The 19,748-nt window shown below is 61.8% G+C and carries 16 protein-coding genes; 10 read left to right on the top strand and 6 right to left on the bottom strand.

Features of this window, described 5'->3' with window-relative positions; all coding sequences use genetic code 11:
* Window positions 1-76: 76 nt before the first annotated feature.
* The 10 genes from FRT59_RS17200 to FRT59_RS17155 all read left to right on the top strand — a co-directional run bounded on the left by FRT59_RS17200 (window position 77) and on the right by FRT59_RS17155 (window position 14,603).
* Entirely contained in the window at window positions 77-1,936 is a 1,860-nt protein-coding gene (locus FRT59_RS17200; protein ID WP_153871797.1) for an extracellular solute-binding protein, read from the top strand.
* A complete protein-coding gene (locus tag FRT59_RS17195) occupies window positions 1,936-2,997 on the top strand; it encodes a microcin C ABC transporter permease YejB (protein WP_153871796.1) in 1,062 nt (353 codons plus the stop codon). Before FRT59_RS17200 ends, FRT59_RS17195 begins: the two co-directional genes overlap by 1 nt.
* Window positions 2,997-4,019, top strand: coding sequence for an ABC transporter permease (locus FRT59_RS17190; protein ID WP_167524291.1), 1,023 nt, complete (start codon window positions 2,997-2,999; stop codon window positions 4,017-4,019). Before FRT59_RS17195 ends, FRT59_RS17190 begins: the two co-directional genes overlap by 1 nt.
* 10 nt (window positions 4,020-4,029) lie before the next feature.
* Window positions 4,030-5,601 carry an ABC transporter ATP-binding protein gene (locus FRT59_RS17185; protein ID WP_153871794.1) on the top strand — a complete coding sequence of 524 codons (1,572 nt, stop codon included), beginning with the start codon at window positions 4,030-4,032 and terminating at the stop codon, window positions 5,599-5,601.
* A gap of 22 nt (window positions 5,602-5,623) precedes the next feature.
* Window positions 5,624-7,027 carry a sigma-54 interaction domain-containing protein gene (locus FRT59_RS17180; RefSeq protein WP_153839538.1) on the top strand — a complete coding sequence of 468 codons (1,404 nt, stop codon included), beginning with the start codon at window positions 5,624-5,626 and terminating at the stop codon, window positions 7,025-7,027.
* Window positions 7,028-7,309: 282 nt separating this feature from the next.
* Complete coding sequence (locus FRT59_RS17175; RefSeq protein ID WP_034119939.1) at window positions 7,310-8,701, top strand: GntP family permease; 1,392 nt, start codon at window positions 7,310-7,312, stop codon at window positions 8,699-8,701.
* A 7-nt stretch (window positions 8,702-8,708) separates the two neighbouring features.
* Window positions 8,709-9,482: a 3-hydroxybutyrate dehydrogenase gene (locus FRT59_RS17170; protein WP_034119940.1), complete on the top strand. Its 774-nt coding sequence runs from the start codon at window positions 8,709-8,711 to the stop codon at window positions 9,480-9,482.
* Between the two features lie 169 nt (window positions 9,483-9,651).
* Window positions 9,652-11,607 (top strand): acetoacetate--CoA ligase, encoded by a 1,956-nt coding sequence (locus FRT59_RS17165; protein ID WP_153871793.1) that lies wholly within the window; start codon window positions 9,652-9,654, stop codon window positions 11,605-11,607.
* Between the two features lie 139 nt (window positions 11,608-11,746).
* Window positions 11,747-14,284, top strand: a complete 2,538-nt coding sequence (locus FRT59_RS17160; protein WP_153871792.1) for a PAS domain-containing hybrid sensor histidine kinase/response regulator — start codon at window positions 11,747-11,749, stop codon at window positions 14,282-14,284.
* Between the two features lie 43 nt (window positions 14,285-14,327).
* On the top strand, window positions 14,328-14,603 hold the full coding sequence (locus FRT59_RS17155; RefSeq protein WP_003174397.1) for a peptidylprolyl isomerase: 276 nt from the start codon (window positions 14,328-14,330) through the stop codon (window positions 14,601-14,603).
* A 121-nt stretch (window positions 14,604-14,724) separates the two neighbouring features.
* Here FRT59_RS17155 and FRT59_RS17150 read toward each other — a convergent pair whose 3' ends face one another.
* The 6 genes from FRT59_RS17150 to FRT59_RS17125 form a co-directional block, all read right to left on the bottom strand.
* Window positions 14,725-15,630 carry a sugar kinase gene (locus tag FRT59_RS17150; protein ID WP_153871791.1) on the bottom strand — a complete coding sequence of 302 codons (906 nt, stop codon included), beginning with the start codon at window positions 15,628-15,630 and terminating at the stop codon, window positions 14,725-14,727.
* A 109-nt stretch (window positions 15,631-15,739) separates the two neighbouring features.
* On the bottom strand, window positions 15,740-16,948 hold the full coding sequence (locus FRT59_RS17145; protein WP_153871790.1) for an amino acid deaminase: 1,209 nt from the start codon (window positions 16,946-16,948) through the stop codon (window positions 15,740-15,742).
* A gap of 9 nt (window positions 16,949-16,957) precedes the next feature.
* Entirely contained in the window at window positions 16,958-17,722 is a 765-nt protein-coding gene (locus FRT59_RS17140) for an IclR family transcriptional regulator (protein WP_034119945.1), read from the bottom strand.
* Window positions 17,723-17,891: 169 nt separating this feature from the next.
* Window positions 17,892-18,281 carry a RidA family protein gene (locus tag FRT59_RS17135; protein ID WP_034119946.1) on the bottom strand — a complete coding sequence of 130 codons (390 nt, stop codon included), beginning with the start codon at window positions 18,279-18,281 and terminating at the stop codon, window positions 17,892-17,894.
* A 15-nt stretch (window positions 18,282-18,296) separates the two neighbouring features.
* Window positions 18,297-19,079 (bottom strand): amino acid ABC transporter ATP-binding protein, encoded by a 783-nt coding sequence (locus tag FRT59_RS17130; protein WP_153839533.1) that lies wholly within the window; start codon window positions 19,077-19,079, stop codon window positions 18,297-18,299.
* Window positions 19,076-19,738: an amino acid ABC transporter permease gene (locus FRT59_RS17125; RefSeq protein ID WP_153871789.1), complete on the bottom strand. Its 663-nt coding sequence runs from the start codon at window positions 19,736-19,738 to the stop codon at window positions 19,076-19,078. The genes FRT59_RS17130 and FRT59_RS17125 overlap by 4 nt, the downstream gene beginning before the upstream one ends.
* Window positions 19,739-19,748 lie beyond the last annotated feature (10 nt).

Below are 19,748 nucleotides of genomic sequence, written 5' to 3'. Positions count from 1 at the left end.
CATCTGACGGCTGGCGATGCCCAGGCCGTTAGCGTACAAATCCTTATTCTTCTTTACCCGGCGTTCAAGGCTGATAATGCGATTGGCTTTTTCATCTCTGCTCTCTTCTACCCTGGCCCTGCTCTTGGCCAGCACTGCGGTGATCGCCGCCCCGCAAACCTACCTGACGGTCTACGGCGAGCCGGCCAAGTACTCCGCCGGTTTCAGTCATTTCGACTATGCCAACCCCAATGCCCCCAAGGGCGGCAGCCTGCGGCGCTCGGCGCTGGAGGTCGGGCGGTTCGACCATGTGCTGCCGTATATCGACAAAGGCATCGGCGTGTCCCAGGTCGACGGTTGGGTCTATGCGCCCCTGGCGCTGCGCTCGCTGGATGAGCCCTACACCGTCTACGGCCTGGTGGCAGAAAAGATGGAACGCGCCGACGACGGCCTGTCGCTGCGCTTCTACCTGAACCCCAAGGCGCGTTTCGCCGACGGCACCCCCATTACCGCCGAAGATGTACGCTACAGCTTTGATCTGCTGATGACCCAAGGCAGCCTGCGTTTTCGTACGTTATTTGCCGACGTCAAGCACGTCGAAGTCGAAGGCGAACGCCAGGTACGCTTCGATTTTTCCAGCAACGAAAACCGTACCCTGCCCCTGGATATCGCCACGTTGCCGGTGTTCCCCGAGCACTGGTGGAAGAGCCGCGACTTTGCCAATGGCGGCGGCTACGAAGCACCACTGGGCAGTGGCCCGTACAAGGTCAGCAAGATCGACTCCGGCAGCACCATTACCTTTACCCGCGACCCCGATTGGTGGGGCAAGGACTTGCCGGTCAGCCGTGGCCTGTACAACTTCGATCACCTGAGCCTGGAATACTTCGGCGACACCGAAGTGGCGCGCCAGGTACTGCGCGGTGGCGCCTATGACTTCAACCGTGAGTTTTCCGCCACCGGTTACTCCATCGGCTACAACGGCCCGGCGCTGGACGATGGCCGCCTGCAACGCGCGCACCTGGCCAAGGAGATGCCGCAACCGGCCCAGGGCTATGTGTTCAACGTGCAGAAACCGATCTTCAAGGATCGCCGTGTGCGCCAGGCCCTGGCGATGCTGTGGGATTTCGAATGGGCCAACCGGCAGATGATGCGCAACCTGTATATCCGCCAACAGAGCTACTTTTCCAATAGCCCCCTGGCGGCTAGCCAATTGCCGACCCCAGAAGAGCTGGCGATCCTCGAACCGTTGCGCGGGCAGATCCCCGACGAGGTGTTTACCCAGGTGTTCAAGGCCCCGGTCACCGACGGCAGCGGGATGATCCGCGATAAACAGTTGCAAGCCCTGGCCCTGCTGGAAGACGCCGGCTGGAAACCGCTTGGCGACAAACTCGTCAACGCTCAAGGCGAGCCGCTGGAGTTCACTTTTCTCAATGTCCAGAACGGCCTTGAGCGCCTGCTGCTGCCGTACAAGCGCAACCTGGCGCAGATCGGCATCACCCTCAATATCCGCCGCATCGACTCCTCGCAGTACGTGAACCGCCTGATGGCCCGGGACTACGACATGATCGTCACCGGTTTCCCGGTCACCACCTCGCCGGGCATGGAGCTGTACAACTACTTCGGTTCTGCCGCGGCGTCCGATTCGGGCGCCAACAACTACATTGTGCTCAAGGATCCGGCCGTCGACACGCTGATCCACGGCCTGGTCAAGGCCGACACCCAGGCGCAGATGCTCACCTACGCCCATGCCCTGGACCGGGTGCTGCAATGGAATTACCTGTGGATCCCCAACTATTACCCGCCAGGGACCTCCGCCGCGTGGTGGAACCGTTTCGGCCGCCCGGCCATCGAGGCGAAGAACGACGAAGCCCTGGAAACCTGGTGGGAAGTCAGCCCCACGCCGCTGACTAGCGAGCAAATGCAGGCCGAGCTGAAAAAACGCGGAGGAGCCCGTTGATGTTTGCCTATATCGTACGGCGCCTGCTGCTGATCATCCCGACGCTGGTGATCATCCTGTTGGTGAACTTCGTGATCGTGCAAGCCGCGCCCGGCGGGCCGGTGGAACAGGCCATCGCCCATCTGCAGGGTATTGGCGGTGGCGCGGTCGGTGGCTCTTCCGGCGAAGGCATCAGCAGCGGCTCGCGGGCCAGCCGCGGCCTGGACCCTAAGCTGATCAAGGACATCGAAAAACAATACGGCTTCGACAAATCCGCGCCGGAACGCCTGTGGCTGATGCTCAAGAACTACGCCCAACTGGACTTCGGCAACAGCTTCTTTCGCGGCGCAACGGTGACCGAGCTGATCCTGGAAAAGATGCCGGTCACGATTTCCCTTGGCCTGTGGGCCACGTTGATCACCTACCTGGTGTCGATCCCGTTGGGCATACGCAAGGCCGTGCGCCATGGCAGCAGCTTTGATATGTGGAGCAGCACGGCCATCGTGATCGGTTATGCGATGCCGGCGTTTCTGTTTGCGATGTTCCTGATCGTGGTGTTCGCCGGTGGCACCTCGCTGAACTGGTTCCCGGTACGCGGGCTGGTCTCGGAAAACTTTGCCGAACTGAGCACCGTGGGCAAGATCGCCGACTACTTCTGGCACCTGGTACTGCCGGTGACGGCGTTGGTAATTGGCGGCTTCGCTACCTTGACTATCCTCACCAAAAACTCGTTCCTCAATGAAATCACGCGCCAGTATGTGGTCACCGCCCGCGCCAAGGGCTTGAGTGAACGCCGGGTGCTCTACGGGCACGTGTTCCGCAACGCCATGTTGCTGGTGATCTCAGGCATTCCCCAGGCATTTATCAGCGTGTTCTTTGCCGGCTCGCTGCTGATCGAGGTGATTTTCTCCCTCGATGGCCTGGGGCGCATGAGCTACGAGGCAGCCGTGTCCCGCGACTACCCAGTGGTGTTCGGTTCGCTGTTTATATTCACGTTGTTCGGCCTCTTGATAAAACTCATCGGTGACCTCTGCTACACCCTGGTGGACCCGCGTATCGACTTCGCCGCGAGGAACGCCTGATGCTTAACCTGTCTCCCGTGGCCCGCCGGCGTTTCGAACGGTTCAAGAAAAACCGTCGCGGCTGGTGGTCGCTGTGGTTGTTTATCGGCCTGTTCATCCTGACCCTGGGCGGCGAGTTGATCGCCAATGACAAACCCCTGGTGCTCAGCTTCAAGAACGAGCTGTATTTCCCGGTGTTCAAGCGCTACACCGAACAGCAGTTCGGCGGGCAGTTGCCATTCCAGGCCGACTACCGCAGTGACTACGTGCAAAAGCTGATCAAGCAGGATGGCGGCTGGATGCTGTTCCCACCGATTCCGTTCAGCGACGACACCCCCAACTACGAGCTGACCCGCCCGGCCCCGAGCCCGCCGTCGGCGGTGAACTGGCTGGGCACCGATGACCAGTCCCGCGATGTGTTGGCGCGCGTGATCTTCGGCGCACGGGTGTCGATCCTGTTTGCCCTGGCCTTGACCGCCATCAGCGCCGCCATCGGTATTACCGCCGGGGCGTTGCAGGGCTACTACGGCGGCTGGGTGGATTTGCTCGGGCAGCGCATTCTGGAGGTGTGGTCCGGGCTGCCGGTGCTGTACCTGCTGATTATTCTGTCGGGGTTTGTCGAACCGAATTTCTGGTGGTTGCTGGGGATCATGGCGCTGTTTTCCTGGCTCGCCCTGGTGGACGTGGTGCGCGCCGAGTTCCTGCGTGGGCGCAACCTGGAATACGTCAAGGCTGCACGCGCTCTGGGTTTGGGCGACGGCAAGATCATTCGCCGGCATATCCTGCCCAACGCCATGACCGCGACCCTGAGCTATTTGCCGTTCATTTTGACCGGGGCGATTTCCACCTTGAGCGCCCTGGACTTCCTCGGCTTCGGCATGCCTGCCGGCAGTGCATCCCTGGGCGAGTTGATCGGCCAGGGCAAGCAGAACCTGCAAGCGCCCTGGCTGGGCCTGACCGCGTTTTTCACCTTGGCGCTGATTTTGTCGTTGCTGGTGTTTATCGGCGAGGCGTTGCGTGACGCCTTCGACCCTCGCTCATGAGTAATTGCCTATGAACCTGATCGAAATCCGCGACCTGAGCGTCGCGTTCAGCGGCCAGACCGTGGTGCGCAACCTGAGCCTGGACGTGCGCCCCGGCGAGTGCCTGGCGCTGGTGGGTGAGTCGGGCTCGGGCAAGTCGGTGACGGCTCATTCGATCCTGCAACTGCTGCCCGAAGCCGGTACTGAAACCACCGGTTCCATCACGTATCGCGGCCAGCAGTTGCTTGGCGCAGCACCGGCCACTCTGCAAAAGTTGCGCGGCAACCGCATTGCGATGATTTTCCAGGAGCCGATGACCTCCCTGAATCCGTTGCACAGCATTGAAAAACAGATCGGCGAAACGCTGCTGCTGCACAAGGGCATGGGTGGCAAGGCGGCGCAGGCGCGCATCCTGGAATTGCTCGAGCTGGTGGGCATCCAGAAACCCCAGGAGCGGCTCAAGGCCTATCCGCACCAACTCTCCGGTGGCCAGCGCCAGCGGGTGATGATCGCCATGGCCCTGGCCTGCGAGCCGGAACTGCTGATTGCCGACGAACCCACCACGGCGCTGGACGTGACCGTGCAGCGCAAGATCCTGCTGCTGCTCAAGTCCTTGCAACAACGCCTGGGCATGTCGCTGTTGCTGATCAGCCATGACCTCAACCTGGTGCGCAGCATTGCCCAGCGGGTATGCGTGATGCGCGCCGGGGAAATCGTCGAGCAAGCCGACTGCCAGACCTTGTTCACGGCCCCGCAGCACCCTTACAGCCGCCTGCTGCTGGACGCCGAGCCCACGGGCGATGTGCTGTGCGGCGATGAGCGCGAGACGGTGTTGCAGGTGGATGACCTCAGTGTGAAATTCCCCCTCAGTGGCGGGTTGTTTCGGCGCAAGACCTATCTGCATGCTGTCGATGGCATCAGCCTCAGTGTGCAGCGCGGCAAGACCTTGGGGATTGTCGGCGAGTCCGGCTCGGGCAAGTCCACCCTGGGCCAGGCGATCCTGCGCTTGCTCGACTCCACCGGCAGCATCCGTTTCCAGGGTGAGGCGCTCGACCCGCTGAATCCAAAGCAGATGCGCCCATGGCGCAAGCAGATGCAGGTGGTGTTCCAAGACCCCTATGGCAGCCTCAGCCCGCGCATGTCGGTGCAGCAAATCATCAGCGAGGGCCTGGAGGTGCACGCGCCCTGCAGCCTGGCCGAGCGCGATGCGCAAGTGATCCAGGTGCTCAAGGACGTGGGCCTCGACCCCGCCAGCCGGCATCGCTACCCCCATGAATTTTCCGGCGGCCAGCGCCAACGCATCGCCATCGCCCGCGCGCTGGTGCTCAAGCCGGCGCTGATGCTGCTCGACGAGCCCACCTCAGCCCTGGACCGTACGGTGCAGAAACAAGTGGTGGCGCTGCTGCGTGAACTGCAGGACAAATATGCCCTGACCTACCTGTTTATCAGCCATGACCTGGCGGTGGTCCGCGCCATGGCCCATGACATGATCGTGGTCAAGGATGGCAAGGTGGTGGAGCGCGGCGCCAGCCATGACGTTTTCGAGGCACCACAGCACCCCTACACCAAGGAACTGCTGGCAGCGGCGCATATTCCCTTGTGATCATTAACAGGATTCTGCCTCCATGAGCACGAGCCTCAAGGACTACCCACACGTTCGCGGCCTGGCCATCCAGTCGTTGTTCGAGATCATCGAGCAGTCCAGCGAAGGCACGGTTATTGTCGACCGCGACGCGAATATCGTCTGGATGAACGAGCGTTACGCCAAGCGCTTCGGTCTCAAGCGTGCCGATGAAGCCATCGGCCAGCCCTGCGAGCAGGTGATCTCCAACAGCCTGCTGCGACAGGTGGTGCGCAACGACCAGCCGATCCTGCTGGATATCCAGGACACCCCCAAAGGCCCGCTGGTGGTGATGCGCCTGCCGATCCACGACGATGCCGGGGCGGTCATCGGCGCGATTGGGTTTGCGTTGTTCGATGAGCTGCGCAACCTGTCGCCGCTGATCGAGCGTTACCTGAGCATGCAGCAAGAGCTGGCCTCGACGCGCTCGCTGCTGCGTTCGCGGCAAAGCAAATACAACTTCGCGCACTTTATCGGCACCAGCGCCGCCAGCCTTGAGGTGAAGCGCCGGGCGCGGCGCAGTGCGAGCGCCGAGTCGCCGGTGTTGCTGCTGGGAGAAACCGGCACCGGCAAGGAACTGCTCGCCCAGGCCATCCACGGCGCGTCACCGCGGGCGCACAAAGCCTTCGTGAGCATCAACAGCGCGGCGATTCCCCATGACCTGCTCGAAGCCGAGTTCTTCGGCACCGCACCCGGCGCGTTTACCGGCGCCGACCGCAAGGGCCGCCCCGGCAAGTTCCAGATTGCCCAGGGCGGCACGCTGTTTCTCGACGAAATCGGCGACATGCCGCTGCCGCTGCAAAGCAAACTGCTGCGGGTGTTGCAGGAAAAGGAATTCGAACCAGTGGGTTCCAACGAGATGCTGCACAGCGATGTGCGGGTGATTGCAGCCACCTCCATGGACCTGGAAGCGGCGATCAAGCGTGGCGAGTTTCGTGCGGATTTGTATTACCGGCTGAATGTGCTGCCGATTCAGGTGCCGCCGTTGCGCGAGCGCCTGGAAGATATTCCGGCGTTGAGCGAGGCGATTCTCGAAGAGCTGCGCAGCCAGCATGAACTCGACCGCGATGCCCTGGCGTTGTTGGCCCAGCATGCGTGGCCGGGGAATATCCGCGAGTTGCGCAATGTGCTGGAGCGGGCGGCGTTGTTGAGTGATGACCTGGTGTTGAATGCCAGTGAGATCCGCGCGGCGATTGGCACTTTCAGTCCGGTGCAACGAGGCGCGGTGGCGGCGGTCGAGGGTGAAACGTTCGCGGCGGCGCGGGAGCGGTTTGATCGGCAGGTGATTGGCGCGGCGTTGCAGGCGTGCGCGGGGAATGTGGTGGAAGCGGCCAGGCGATTGGGGCTGGGGCGGTCGACGTTGTACAAGAAGATGGTAACGTTGGGCCTCACCCAATCTCAAAATTAAGACTTAACTCTCAATATAAAGACAATCCAATGTGGGAGGGGGCTTGCTCCCGATAGCAGAGTGTCAGGCTGAGCATCTGTACCTGACCCACTGCTATCGGGAGCAAGCCCCCTCCCACATTTGGTATTTGTTTGTCTCAAAGTAGAGATAATATTTCAAAGCGCTGTTGAAACCCCTGAAAATATTGTTGTTTTTCAATCAGTTAAAAACATGGCACACATCTGGCTATAGCCCTTCCCACCGCTTCACCCCACAAAAATAACAATCCGATGGAGACACACCATGAGTGTGATCATTGCCCTGGCTGCGCTCGCGCTGCTGATGCTGGCTGCGTACCGTGGCTATAGCGTTATCCTGTTTGCCCCCATTGCCGCCCTCGGCGCGGTGCTGCTCACCGACCCCTCCGCCGTCGCCCCTGCCTTTACCGGGGTGTTCATGGAAAAAATGGTCGGCTTTATCAAGCTGTATTTCCCGGTGTTCCTGCTCGGTGCGGTGTTCGGCAAGCTGATCGAGTTGTCGGGTTTCTCACGCTCTATCGTCGCCGCTGCGATCCGCTTGCTCGGCACCCGCCAGGCGATGCTGGTCATCGTGTTGGTCTGCGCCCTGCTCACCTACGGCGGCGTATCCCTGTTCGTCGTGGTGTTTGCGGTGTACCCGTTCGCGGCGGAGATGTTCCGCCAGAGCAATATCCCCAAGCGCCTGATCCCGGCCACCATCGCCCTCGGTGCGTTTTCGTTCACCATGGACGCCCTGCCCGGCACCCCGCAGATCCAGAACATCATCCCCAGCACCTTCTTCAACACCACCGCCTGGGCCGCACCGTGGCTGGGGCTGATCGGTACGATCTTCGTATTCTGCGCCGGCATGCTCTACCTGGCGCGCCAGCGCAACAAGGCCCAGCGTGCCGGTGAAGGCTATGGCACCGAGCTGCGCAATGAGCCGGAAACCGCCGAGAACCTGACCTTGCCCAACCCTTGGGTCGCGCTGTCGCCGCTGATCCTGGTGGGGGTGATGAACCTGCTGTTCACCCACTGGATCCCGCAGTGGTACGGCAAGACCCACAGCCTCAGCCTGCCAGGCATGAGCGCGCCAGTGACCACCGAAATCGCCAAGCTCACCGCGATCTGGGCGGTGCAGGCGGCGCTGCTGGTGGGGATTATCGTGGTGTTGGTGTTCGGCTTCTCGGCGATCAAAAGCAAGCTGGCCGAAGGCAGTAAAAGCGCGGTGAGCGGTGCATTGCTCGCGGCCATGAACACCGCATCGGAATACGGCTTTGGCGCGGTGATAGCCTCGTTGCCGGGCTTTCTGGTGCTGGCGGACTGGCTCAAGGGCATCCCCAACCCGCTGGTCAACGAAGCGATTACCGTGACCCTGCTCGCCGGTATCACAGGTTCGGCCTCCGGCGGCATGAGCATCGCCCTGGCGGCGATGTCCGAAAGCTTTATTTCAGCGGCCCACGCGGCCAATATCCCCCTTGAAGTGCTGCACCGAGTCGCGGCCATGGCCAGCGGCGGCATGGACACCCTGCCCCACAACGGCGCGGTGATCACGCTGCTGGCGGTCACCGGGCTGACCCACCGCGAAGCCTACAAGGACATTTTCGGCATCACGATCATCAAGACCCTCGCGGTGTTCGTGGTGATCGGTACTTTCTACGCCACCGGCATTGTGTGAGGTTTTCATGACGACTTTGAATGGCAAGACCGCCCTGGTCACCGGCTCCACCAGCGGCATCGGCCTGGGTATAGCGCTGAGCCTGGCCAAGGCCGGCGCCAACCTGATCCTCAACGGCTTTGGCGACGCCAGCGCGGTGATCGCCCAGGTGCAGGCATTTGGCGGCAAGGTCGGGCACCATCCGGCAGACGTCAGCGACCCAGCGCAGATCGCCGACATGCTCGCCTACGCCGAGCGCGAATTCGGTGGCGTGGACATTCTGGTCAACAACGCCGGCATCCAGCATGTGGCCGCGGTGGAGGATTTCCCGGTGGAACGCTGGGATTCGATCATCGCTATCAACCTGTCCTCGGTGTTCCACAGCACACGCCTGAGCTTGCCGGGCATGAAGGCCAAGGGCTGGGGGCGTATCGTCAATATCGCCTCGGTGCATGGCCAGGTCGGTTCAGTCGGCAAAGCCGCGTATGTGGCGGCCAAGCATGGGGTGATCGGCCTGACCAAAGTAGTGGGCCTGGAAACCGCCACCAGCAACGTGACCTGCAACGCCATCTGCCCGGGCTGGGTGCTGACGCCATTGGTGCAGAAGCAGATCGATGATCGCGTGGCTGCTGGGGTCGACCCGCAGCAGGCGCAACAGGATTTGCTGGCGGAGAAACAGCCGTCACTGGAGTTTGTGACGCCGTCACAGTTGGGTGAGCTGGTGCTGTTTTTGTGCAGCGAGGCTGGTGCCCAGGTGCGTGGTGCGGCGTGGAATATCGATGGTGGTTGGTTGGCCCAGTAACCTCGATCTACAGGACAGAAGGTATTCAAATGTGGGAGGGGGCTTGCTCCCGATGGCGGTATTTCAGTTAGTACATTCTTTACTGATCCACCGCCATCGGGAGCAAGCCCCCTCCCACCTTGGACTCGCTTTGTCTGACAAACCTCATACAAGAACAAGAGATTTCGCAATGTCCGACATCCTCTGGCAACCCTCCCCCGAACGCATTCGCCACACACGGATGGACCAGTTCCGCCGCTTCATCAACCACCGCCACAGCCTGCAGCTCAGCGACTACCCTGCCCTGCACCAATGGAGCATCGACCAGCGCCCGGACTTCTGGCAGGCCATCGTCGCGTTCTTCGACGTACAGTTTCGCAGCCCGCCCACGGCGGCCCTGATCGAAGGCACCGAAATGCCCAGTGCCCAGTGGTTTCCCGGCGCCACCCTGAATTTTGCCGAACACCTGTTGCGTCGCCGCGATGATCACCCGGCCGTGGTGGCGATCAGCGAAGATGGCCAGCGCGAACAACTGACCTACGCCGAGCTGGCCGCCCACGTCGCCGGCCTGCAACAGAGTCTGCGCGCAGCGGGTGTCGGCATTGGGGACCGCGTCGCCGCGTGCATGCCCAACACCTGGCAAACCCTGGTCGGCATGCTCGCCACCACCAGCCTCGGCGCAATCTGGTCGTGTTCCTCGCCGGACTTCGGCACCCAGGGCGTAATCGACCGTTTCGGCCAGATCGAACCCAAGGTGCTGATCACCTGCGCCGGTTACCGCTATGCGGGCAAAAGCATCGACCAGAGCGCCAAGCTCAATGAAATCCTCGAACGCCTGCCGTCCCTGCAACAACTGATCATCGTGCCCTACGCCCGGCCCGAGGCGCAGGTTGGGGACTACACCACCCAAGCCCGGATCGCGCTGTGGGACGACTTCTACCTCGCCGGCGGCGAACCTGAATTTGTCGCAGTACCGTTCGATCACCCGCTGTACATCCTCTATTCCAGCGGCACCACCGGCGTACCCAAGTGCATCATCCACGGCACTGGCGGCGTGCTGCTCACCCACCTCAAGGAACACGGCCTGCATGCCGACCTCGGCCGCGAGGATTGCCTGTTCTACTACACCACCTGCGGCTGGATGATGTGGAACTGGCTGGTGTCGGTGCTGGCGCTCGGCGCCACGGCGGTGCTGTATGACGGCTCACCGTTTCATCCTGGCCCCGAACGTTTGATCGACCTGATCGATGCGGAAAAAATCAGCGTGTTCGGCACCAGCCCCAAATTCCTCGCCACCCTGGAGAAAGCCGGGCTGCAACCACGCCTGAGCCACGACCTGGGCAGCCTCAAGGGCCTGATCTCCACCGGCTCGCCGCTGTCACCCCAGAGCTATGACTATGTGTACCGCGAGATCAAGGGCGAGCTTTGCCTGTCATCGATGTCTGGCGGTACCGATATCGTCTCCTGCTTTGTGATCGGCAACCCGGTGCTGCCGGTGCGGCGCGGTGAGATGCAGTGCAAGAGCCTGGCAATGGCCATCGAAGTCTGGGACGACCAGGGCCGCCCGCTGGTCGGGGAAAAAGGCGAACTGGTGTGCACCCGGCACTTCCCTGCCATGCCCATCGGGCTGTGGAACGACCCGCAACAGACCCATCTGCGCGCCTCCTATTTCAGCCAGTTCCCCGGCGTATGGGCACAAGGAGACTATGCCGAGCAAAGGGCCAATGGCAGCCTGTTGATTCATGGGCGCTCCGACGCGGTGCTCAACCCCGGCGGCGTGCGCATCGGCACCGCTGAGATCTATCGCCAGGTGGAAAAACTCCCGCAGGTACTGGAAAGCCTCGCCATCGGCCAGCGCTGGCAGGACGATGTGCGCGTGGTGCTGTTTGTGCGTCTTGATGACGGGATCGAACTGGATGAGGCGCTGCAACAGCAGATCCGCCAGGTGATCCGTGCCAATACCACACCGCGCCACGTGCCGGCCAAGATCCTCGCTGTCACGGATATCCCCCGCACCATCAGCGGCAAGATCGTTGAATTGGCGGTGCGCAACGTGGTGCATGGCGAGCCGGTAAAGAACACCGATGCCCTGGCCAACCCCCAGGCACTGGAGCAATTTCGCAGTCGAGCTGAATTGGATTATTAGATGAAAGGTTTCAGCGCTGACGCGGCGTTTTGAAGAAAAAACCTCAATGCATGCTATTTTTCGGGGGTAGTCATCCATTGTTGTCCCTTGGGACAATGGGTGTTGTCATTTTTCAAAGCGTCAAACTCAGGGCTTTTTCATGAATGGTACATCCACCGGTAGCGAAGCCGCTGCACTGATCAAGCGGCTGGACTGGGCGCAAAGCCCCCTCGGTGAGGCCAGTGATTGGCCGCAAAGCCTGCGCACAGCCGTCGATATCGTCGTACATTCGCCGATGCCGATGGTGTTGCTGTGGGGGCCGCAACTCACTCAACTCTACAACGATGGCTTTGCCCGACTGGTGGGCAACAAGCACCCCGTCGCCCTTGGCCAGCCGGCGCACCACACCTGGCCGGAGCTGGAAAGCTTCGCCGGGCCGGTCTACGACGCGGTCCTCAGCGGCCAGGTGCGCACCTTCAGCGAGCAGCGCTTTGTGGTGCAACGCCAGGGTCGCGACACCGAAATCTGGCTCGACCTGACCTACAGCCCGGTGCGCGATGAAAGCGCCTTGGTGGCCGGCATCCTGGTCACAGCCATCGAAACCAATGAACGGCGCAGCAAAACCCTCGAACTGCAGCAGCGTTCCGAAGAGAGCCTCAAGGCCCAGCACAACACCGAGCAGCGCCTGCAACTGGCACTGGCGGCCACCGATGCCGTAGGCACCTGGGACTGGGACATCGGTGAAGACCGCTTCATTGCCGATGCGCATTTCGCCTACCTGCACGGCGTCGACCCGAATGACGCCGGCCTGCTGCCCATCAGCGCCTACCTGCAAGGCGTGCACCCCGAAGACCGCGGCATGGTGGCGCGCAGCATCAAGCATTGCATCACCTTCGGTACCGAATACGCCGAGGAGTACCGTCTGCTGCAAGCCGACGGCCAGGTGCGCTGGGTATTCGCCCGTGGCCGTTGCTACAAGGACCCACAGGGCCGGCCTGCACGTTTCCTCGGTGCCGCGCTGGACCTCACCGAGCGCAAACACACTGAACAGGCCCTGCGCCAGAGCCAGACCGAGCTGCAACTGATCATCAACGCCATGCCGGTGCTGATCGGCTATGTCGACCACGAACAGCGCTTTCGCCTCAACAACAGTGCCTACCTCGACTGGTACGGCAAGACGCCCCAGGAACTGTACGGCAAGACCATCCGCGAAGTGCTCGGCGATGAGATCTATGCCGGGCGTGCAGACAAGATCAGCGCCGCGCTCAACGGCAAGGCGTGCAGTTTCATGACCGTCACGCCCCATCGCGATGGCCGCCCGCGCCATGCGCTGATGAAGTACCTGCCGCGCTTCAGCAATGACGGTTCGGTGAATGGTTTCTATATCTTTGTGATCGACGAGACCGAACGCAAACTCACCGAAGAAGCCCTGCGCCACCTCAACGAGAACCTTGAAGAGCGCGTGGCCCAGCGTACCCAGGCGCTGGCCGAGGCCAACCAGCGCTTGCAAAACGAGATGTTCGAACGCGAGCGTGCCGAAGACGCCCTGCGCCATGCACAGAAGATGGAAGCGGTGGGCCAGTTGACCGGCGGTATCGCCCACGACTTCAACAATATGCTCACCGGCATCATCGGTAGCCTGGACCTGATGCAGCGCTATATTGCCGCCGGGCGCAGCGACGAAATCGGCCGTTTTGCCGATGCTGCCGTGTCCTCCGCCCACCGCGCGGCCGCCCTCACCCATCGGCTGCTGGCGTTTTCGCGGCGCCAGTCGCTGGACCGGCGCCCCACCGACCCCAACCAACTGGTGGCGTCGCTGGAAGACCTGTTCAGGCGTACCAAGGGCGCGCATATCACGCTCAAGGTGCAACTGGGCAAAGACATCTGGCCGGTGAACACCGACGCCAGCCAATTGGAAAACGCCCTGCTCAATCTGGTGATCAACGCCCGCGATGCGATGCCCGACGGCGGCGAATTGTTGATCGAAACCGCCAACAGCTACCTGGACGGCACCGACATCACCACCCTGGAGCCGGTCAAGGCCGGCGACTACGTGATGCTCGGCGTGAGTGACAACGGCAGCGGCATGGCGCCGAAAATCCTCGCCAAGGCTTTCGACCCGTTCTTCACCACCAAGCCCATCGGCCAAGGTACCGGCCTTGGGTTGTCGATGATCTACGGCTTTGCCCAGCAGTCCGGTGGGCATGTGACGATCCAGAGCGAACCGGGCCAGGGCACCAGTGTGCGCCTGTACCTGCCGCGCCTGCATGGCACCGCACTGGAAAGCAACCTGCCCGCCAGCCTGACCGAAGCGCCGTTGGCCCTGGCCGGTGAGGCCGTGGTAGTGGTCGAGGACGATCCAGCGGTGCGCATGCTGGTAGTCAACGTCCTCGACGAACTGGGTTATACCGCCCACCAAGCGGCGGATGCCCGTGCCGCGCTGCCGTTGCTGGAATCGGATCTGCGCGTGGACTTGCTGGTGACCGACGTCGGCCTGCCGGGCATGAATGGCCGGCAACTGGCAGAAATCGCCCGCCAGCATCGCCCGGGCCTGCGGGTGCTGTTCATGACCGGTTATGCCGAAAAAGCCGCCGAGCGCCAAGGCTTCCTGGAGGACGGTATGGACATGGTGGCCAAGCCGTTTTCCATCGATCTGCTGGCCACCAAAATCCGCAGCATGATCGGCGTCGACGCATGAGTTCAGGCATAATCGCGCGCCGTCGCACACCTGGTAGAGATCAATGAAAGCCCAAGCCCGTCATATCCTGGTGAAAACCAGCGAAGAAGCCGAACAACTCAAGCAGCGCATTGCCAAGGGGGAAGCCTTTGACGTGCTGGCCAAGAAGTATTCCACCTGCCCATCGGGCAAGCGTGGCGGTGACCTGGGTGAAGTGCGGCCCGGGCAGATGGTGGGGGCGATTGATGCGGTGATCTTCAAGAAGCCGGTGAAGGTGGTGCACGGGCCGATCAAGAGCAAGTTTGGTTATCATTTGGTGCAGGTGTTTTACAGGGACTGATGGGCTTGGCTGTACACCGCCATCGGGAGCAAGCCCCCTCCCACACTAGACTGCATTCCTTCAGTTGGAATAGGGTCAACTGTGGGAGGGGGCTTGCTCCCGATCCGCCGCAGGCGGCCATTCACCTCGGTATTAGAGCCCCCGGCACCTGAATCACCCGGCTCGCCAACCGATGCCCCGCCAAGGCAGCCTCTGCTGGCGATCCACCTTTGAGCCGACTGGCCAGATACGCCGCACTGAACGAATCCCCCGCCGCCGTCGTATCCACTACCGTCTCCACCTTCAATGCTGGCACCGCAAAGCGTTCCCCCGCACAACGAATCAGACACGCATCCGCCCCACGCTTGAGCACCACCTCGGCAATCGATGGATAGGCGGCAAACACCTGCTCGCTGTCTTCATAACCAAACAACCCGCGCTCGTCATCCTCGGTGAGCAAGGCGATATCCACCTCAGCCAATACCCTGCGATAAGCTTCACGGGCCGTTGCCACATCGGCCCACAGCCGTGGCCGGTAGTTGTTGTCGAACACCACCTTGCCACCGCGGCGCCTTGTTTCGACCAGGGTTTGCAGCAAGCGCTCGCGCCCGACCACGCCCAGCACCGCCAGGGTGATGCCGCTGAAATACACCACGTCATAACCTGGTAACGCCGCCAGGATCGGTTCGGCCGCCGCGGTGGTGAAGCAATCGCGCACGGCTGCTTCATTGCGCCAATAGAGAAATTTACGTTCGCCGTTGGCGTCGGTCTGGATGCAGTACAAGCCTGGCAAGCGTCCGGGCAGACGCTGGACCCTGCCCAAGCCAAGGCCCTCGGCTTGCCACTGGGCACACATGGCGTCGCTGAAGCTGTCATCGCCCAGGGCGGTGACGTAGTCGACGCTGCCCAAATCCCCCAGCTCACGGCGCAGGTACACCGCCGCGTTCAGGGTGTCGCCGCCGAAGCTCTGGTGCAGGCTGCCGTCGGCGCGGTGTTGCAGTTCGATCATGCATTCGCCGATGAGGGCGATGCGGGGTTGGGTCGTCATGGCTGCTGTCTCGGTGGGGCTGATGGCCTCATCGGGGGCAAGCCCCCTCCCACATTTGGAATACATTCTCCTGTGAGAGGGGGCTTGCCCCCGATAGGAGCGACGCGGTCTAGAAGCAGGTATGCAGAGACTCGACCACCTGCAACTGCTCGTCCACCAGGCAGCCCACCTGCCATTTGTCGAAGGTCAGACATGGGTGGGACGTGCCGAACGAAATGATGTCGCCAATGCGCAATTCAACACCCGGCGCAACGCTCATGAACGCATGCTGATCCATCACGGCCGTGACCTTGCACGCACTCACATCATCACCCTGCACCGGCACAATCCCGGCCTTGTAGCGCTTGAGCGGCACTGGCAAGCCGGCGTCGTAGGCCACATCGCGCTTGCCCATGGCAACCACCGCAAAGCCTGGCTCCGGCAGCGACTGCACGTGCGCCCAGACTTCCAGCGCCGGGCGCAGGCCCTCGTTGAGGTCGCTGCGGCGCTCGAGCACGCAGCATTGCGCTTCTTTGTAGATGCCATGGTCGTGGGCCACGTAGCTGCCTGGGCGCAACACACTGAGGAAACGGCCGGCGGCGTTCTGCGCCTCAAACGACTCAGCGATCAAGTCATACCAGGCCGAGCCCGACGCGGTGATGATAGGTTTTGGCAGATCAAAAAAATCGTTGTCTTGCAGGTCCACCGCCAGTCGCACCAGGCTGGCGGCGAAATCACGAATGCCGCTGATCGCGTGCTCGCCGTGGATCACCCCTTCGTAGCCCTCGATACCGGTCAGGGCCAGTGCAGGCTGGGCCTTGATCGCCTTGGCCAGCTCGCGCACCTCCTGCTCGCTGCGGCAGCCGCACCGGCCACCGACCACGCCGTACTCGATCATCACGTTCAGGCGCAGGCCACGGGCGGCGAAAAACAGCCCCAGGTCAGCGACGTTGTCCGGGTGGTCGACCATGCAGTGGAAGTCAAAATCCTTATCGGCCAGCAGGTCGGCGATCAACGCCATGTTCGGCGCGCCCACCAATTGGTTGGCCAGCAGCACACGGCGCACGCCACCGGCGTAGGCGGCGCGGGTCTGCACGGCGCTGGCCAGGGTGATGCCCCAGGCGCCGGCAGCAATCTGGCGCTGAAACAGCGCGGGCATCATGCTGGTCTTGCCGTGGGGTGCCAGCTCAGCGCCGCTGTTGCTGACAAAGTCCTGCATCCAGCGGATGTTATGTTCCAGGGCGTCGCGGTGCAGCACCAGGGCCGGCAGGCTGACGTCGCGAACCAGATGGGCACCGACGGCGGCGGCGCCTTTTTCAACGGCATTGAGGGCAGACATGGAAAACTCCTATTCGTTGATACGCCGGGCCAGGCTGTTGGCACTGTTGATCAGCACCCGGCGATAGTCGTGGTAGTTTTTGCTGGCATCGGCCCGGGGGGCGACAATGCATAAAGTCGCGATGCTGACGCCCTGGGCGTCCCGCACCGGGGCGGCAAAGCAATGGGTAAAGGTGTCGGCCACACTGTCGAAGGAAAAGAACCCATCGAGGGTGGCTTGCCGGATCTGAGCCAGGAAGCTGTGCAACGCCAGGCGCTGGCCGTCCGGCAGAATGAAATCGTCGGGGTCGATCAGGTCGACGATCTGTTGGTCGCTCAAGTGCCCCAGCAGCAGGCGCCCGGAAGCGGTCCAAGGGATCGGCGCGTTTTCACCGATATCCGAAGAAATACGGAAATGCCGCTGGCCTTCGCGCATCAGCGCTACCGTGTATTTGCGCCCATTGAGCAGGCACATCTGCGCGGTTTCGTGGGTTTGGCTGACGATGTCCTGCAAGGCATGGTCGGCCTCGCGGGTCAGGTCGAAGTGGCGCAGGTGTGCCTGACCCAGGAAATACAGCTGGCGGCCCAGATACACGTGACCGTCCTTGCCCACGGTTTCAAGGATGCGCCGCTCCAGCAAGGATGCGACCAGTTCATAGACCGTGGATTTGGGGCTGCCAATGCCGCTGGCAATATCATTGGGGCGCAGGGGCTGGCCGATTTCCTTGAGAAAATCGAGGATATCGAACGCACGGTCCAGGCCTTTGGCGCGGCGTTTGATGGTGTCTTCGGTCATGGCAGTGGCGGGTTCCGTCAGAATTCAAGGGTCCGGCAGAGATCTCCTGTGGGAGGGGGCTTGCTCCCGATGGCGGCGGGTCAGTGAATACATTTTTGACTGATACACCGCTATCGGGAGCAAGCCCCCTCCCACACTGGGTCTGCTGTGGGCTTAAAGGTGGGGGCATTCAGCCCTTTTTCTTGTAGGCCACGCAATCGATCTCGACCTTGCAATCGACCATCATATTGGCCTGCACACAGGCGCGCGCCGGGGCGTGTTCGGGGGTGAAGTATTCGCCGAAGACCTTGTTGAAACTCCAGAAGTCCCGTGGGTCTTCGAGCCACACGCCAACGCGCACCACATCCTTGAGTTCGTAACCGGCTTCTTCGAGGATCGCCACCACGTTACGCATAGTCTGCCGGGTTTGCTCGATGATGCCGCCACTGATGATTTCGCCGTCCACCGCCGGCACCTGGCCTGACACATACAGCCAGCCATCGGCTTCCACCGCACGCGCGAAAGGACGTGGCTGGCCGCCACCTGCGGTGCTGCCGGTACCGTAACGAGTAATGCTCATAAAAGTTGCTCCTTGTTAAAAACGAATGTTCTTGAGAAATTCCGCCAGGCGCGGCGACTGCGGCCGCTCGAAGATGTCTTTGGCGGTGCCCTGCTCTTCAATGCGCCCCTGGTTCATGAAGACGATCTGGTCTGAGACTTCATAGGCAAAGCGCATTTCGTGGGTGACCAGCAACATGGTCATGCCCTCTTCCGCCAGCCCCTTGATCACGCTGAGCACTTCGCCCACCAGTTCTGGATCGAGGGCCGAGGTGACTTCGTCGAACAGCATCAGGCTGGGGTTCATGGCAATAGCGCGGGCAATCGCCACGCGCTGTTGCTGGCCACCGGACAATTGGCCCGGGAAGTGGTTGCGGCGCTCCAATAAGCCGACGCGGTCCAGCCATTTTTCGGCCAGCGCCACCGCCTCATCCTTGCCCATCTTCTTGACCTTGAGCAAGCCGAGGGTGACGTTTTGCAGCGCGGTCAAATGCGGGAACAGGTTGAATTGCTGGAATGCCATGCCGGTCATTGCGCGATGCCGGGCAATCACCCGCTCCGGATGGCGCACGCGCTTGCCGCCGACCTCGCTGTAGCCGATGGATTCGCCATCGAGAGTGATCTGCCCGCCCTGGAACTCTTCCAGCAAGTTCACGCAGCGCAACAAGGTGGTCTTGCCCGAGCCGCTGGAGCCGATCAACGTCACCACATTGCCGCGCTGCATGGACAGGTCGACGCCCTTGAGCACTTCCACCTCACCGTATTGTTTACGCAGGCCACGAATGTCCAGCAGCGCTGGGTTGGTTTGAGCTTGGTTCATGGCAAGGCCACCCGTTTTTCAATGTAGCGCCCGAATAATTCGATGGCGTAGTTGATGACGAAGAACAGAAAACCGGCGAACAGGTAGAACTCCAGGGTCATGAAGGTGCGTGCAATCACCTGCTGGGTGCTCAGCAGCAATTCAGCCACGCCGATCACCGACAGCAAGGTCGAGGCCTTGACGATTTCCGTGGATGAATTGACCCAGGTCGGCAGGATCTGCCGCAGAGCCTGGGGCAACAGCACATAGCCCAGCGACTGGTAGAACGTCAGACCAATCGCCTTGCCCGCTTCCAGTTGCCCACGGGGAATGGCCTGCAGCGCGCCGCGCACGATTTCCGAAACGTGGGAGCCACAGAACAAGGTCAGCCCGACCGCACCGGCCTGGAACGCACTGATTTGCCAGCCCAGGGCCGGCAGCATGTAGAAACACGCCAACACCAGCACAAACACCGGCGTGCCACGGATCAGGTCGACATACAGACGGAACGGCGCACGCATCCAGAACTTGCCGTAGGTCAGGATCAACCCGGCGACGATGCCGATCAGGGTACCGAAGATGATCGCCAGGGCCGACACGTACACGCTGGCCTGAAAGCCGGCCCAGAGCGTATCGCGGGCGACCCACAACTCATGCAGCCAACTGGGGGATTCGTACATGGAAACCCTC

Source organism: Pseudomonas haemolytica (assembly GCF_009659625.1).
In the GTDB taxonomy this organism is placed as follows: domain Bacteria; phylum Pseudomonadota; class Gammaproteobacteria; order Pseudomonadales; family Pseudomonadaceae; genus Aquipseudomonas; species Aquipseudomonas haemolytica.
The sequence above is the reverse complement of the archived record's forward strand: the minus strand, read 5'-3'. Positions and strand labels throughout refer to the sequence as shown.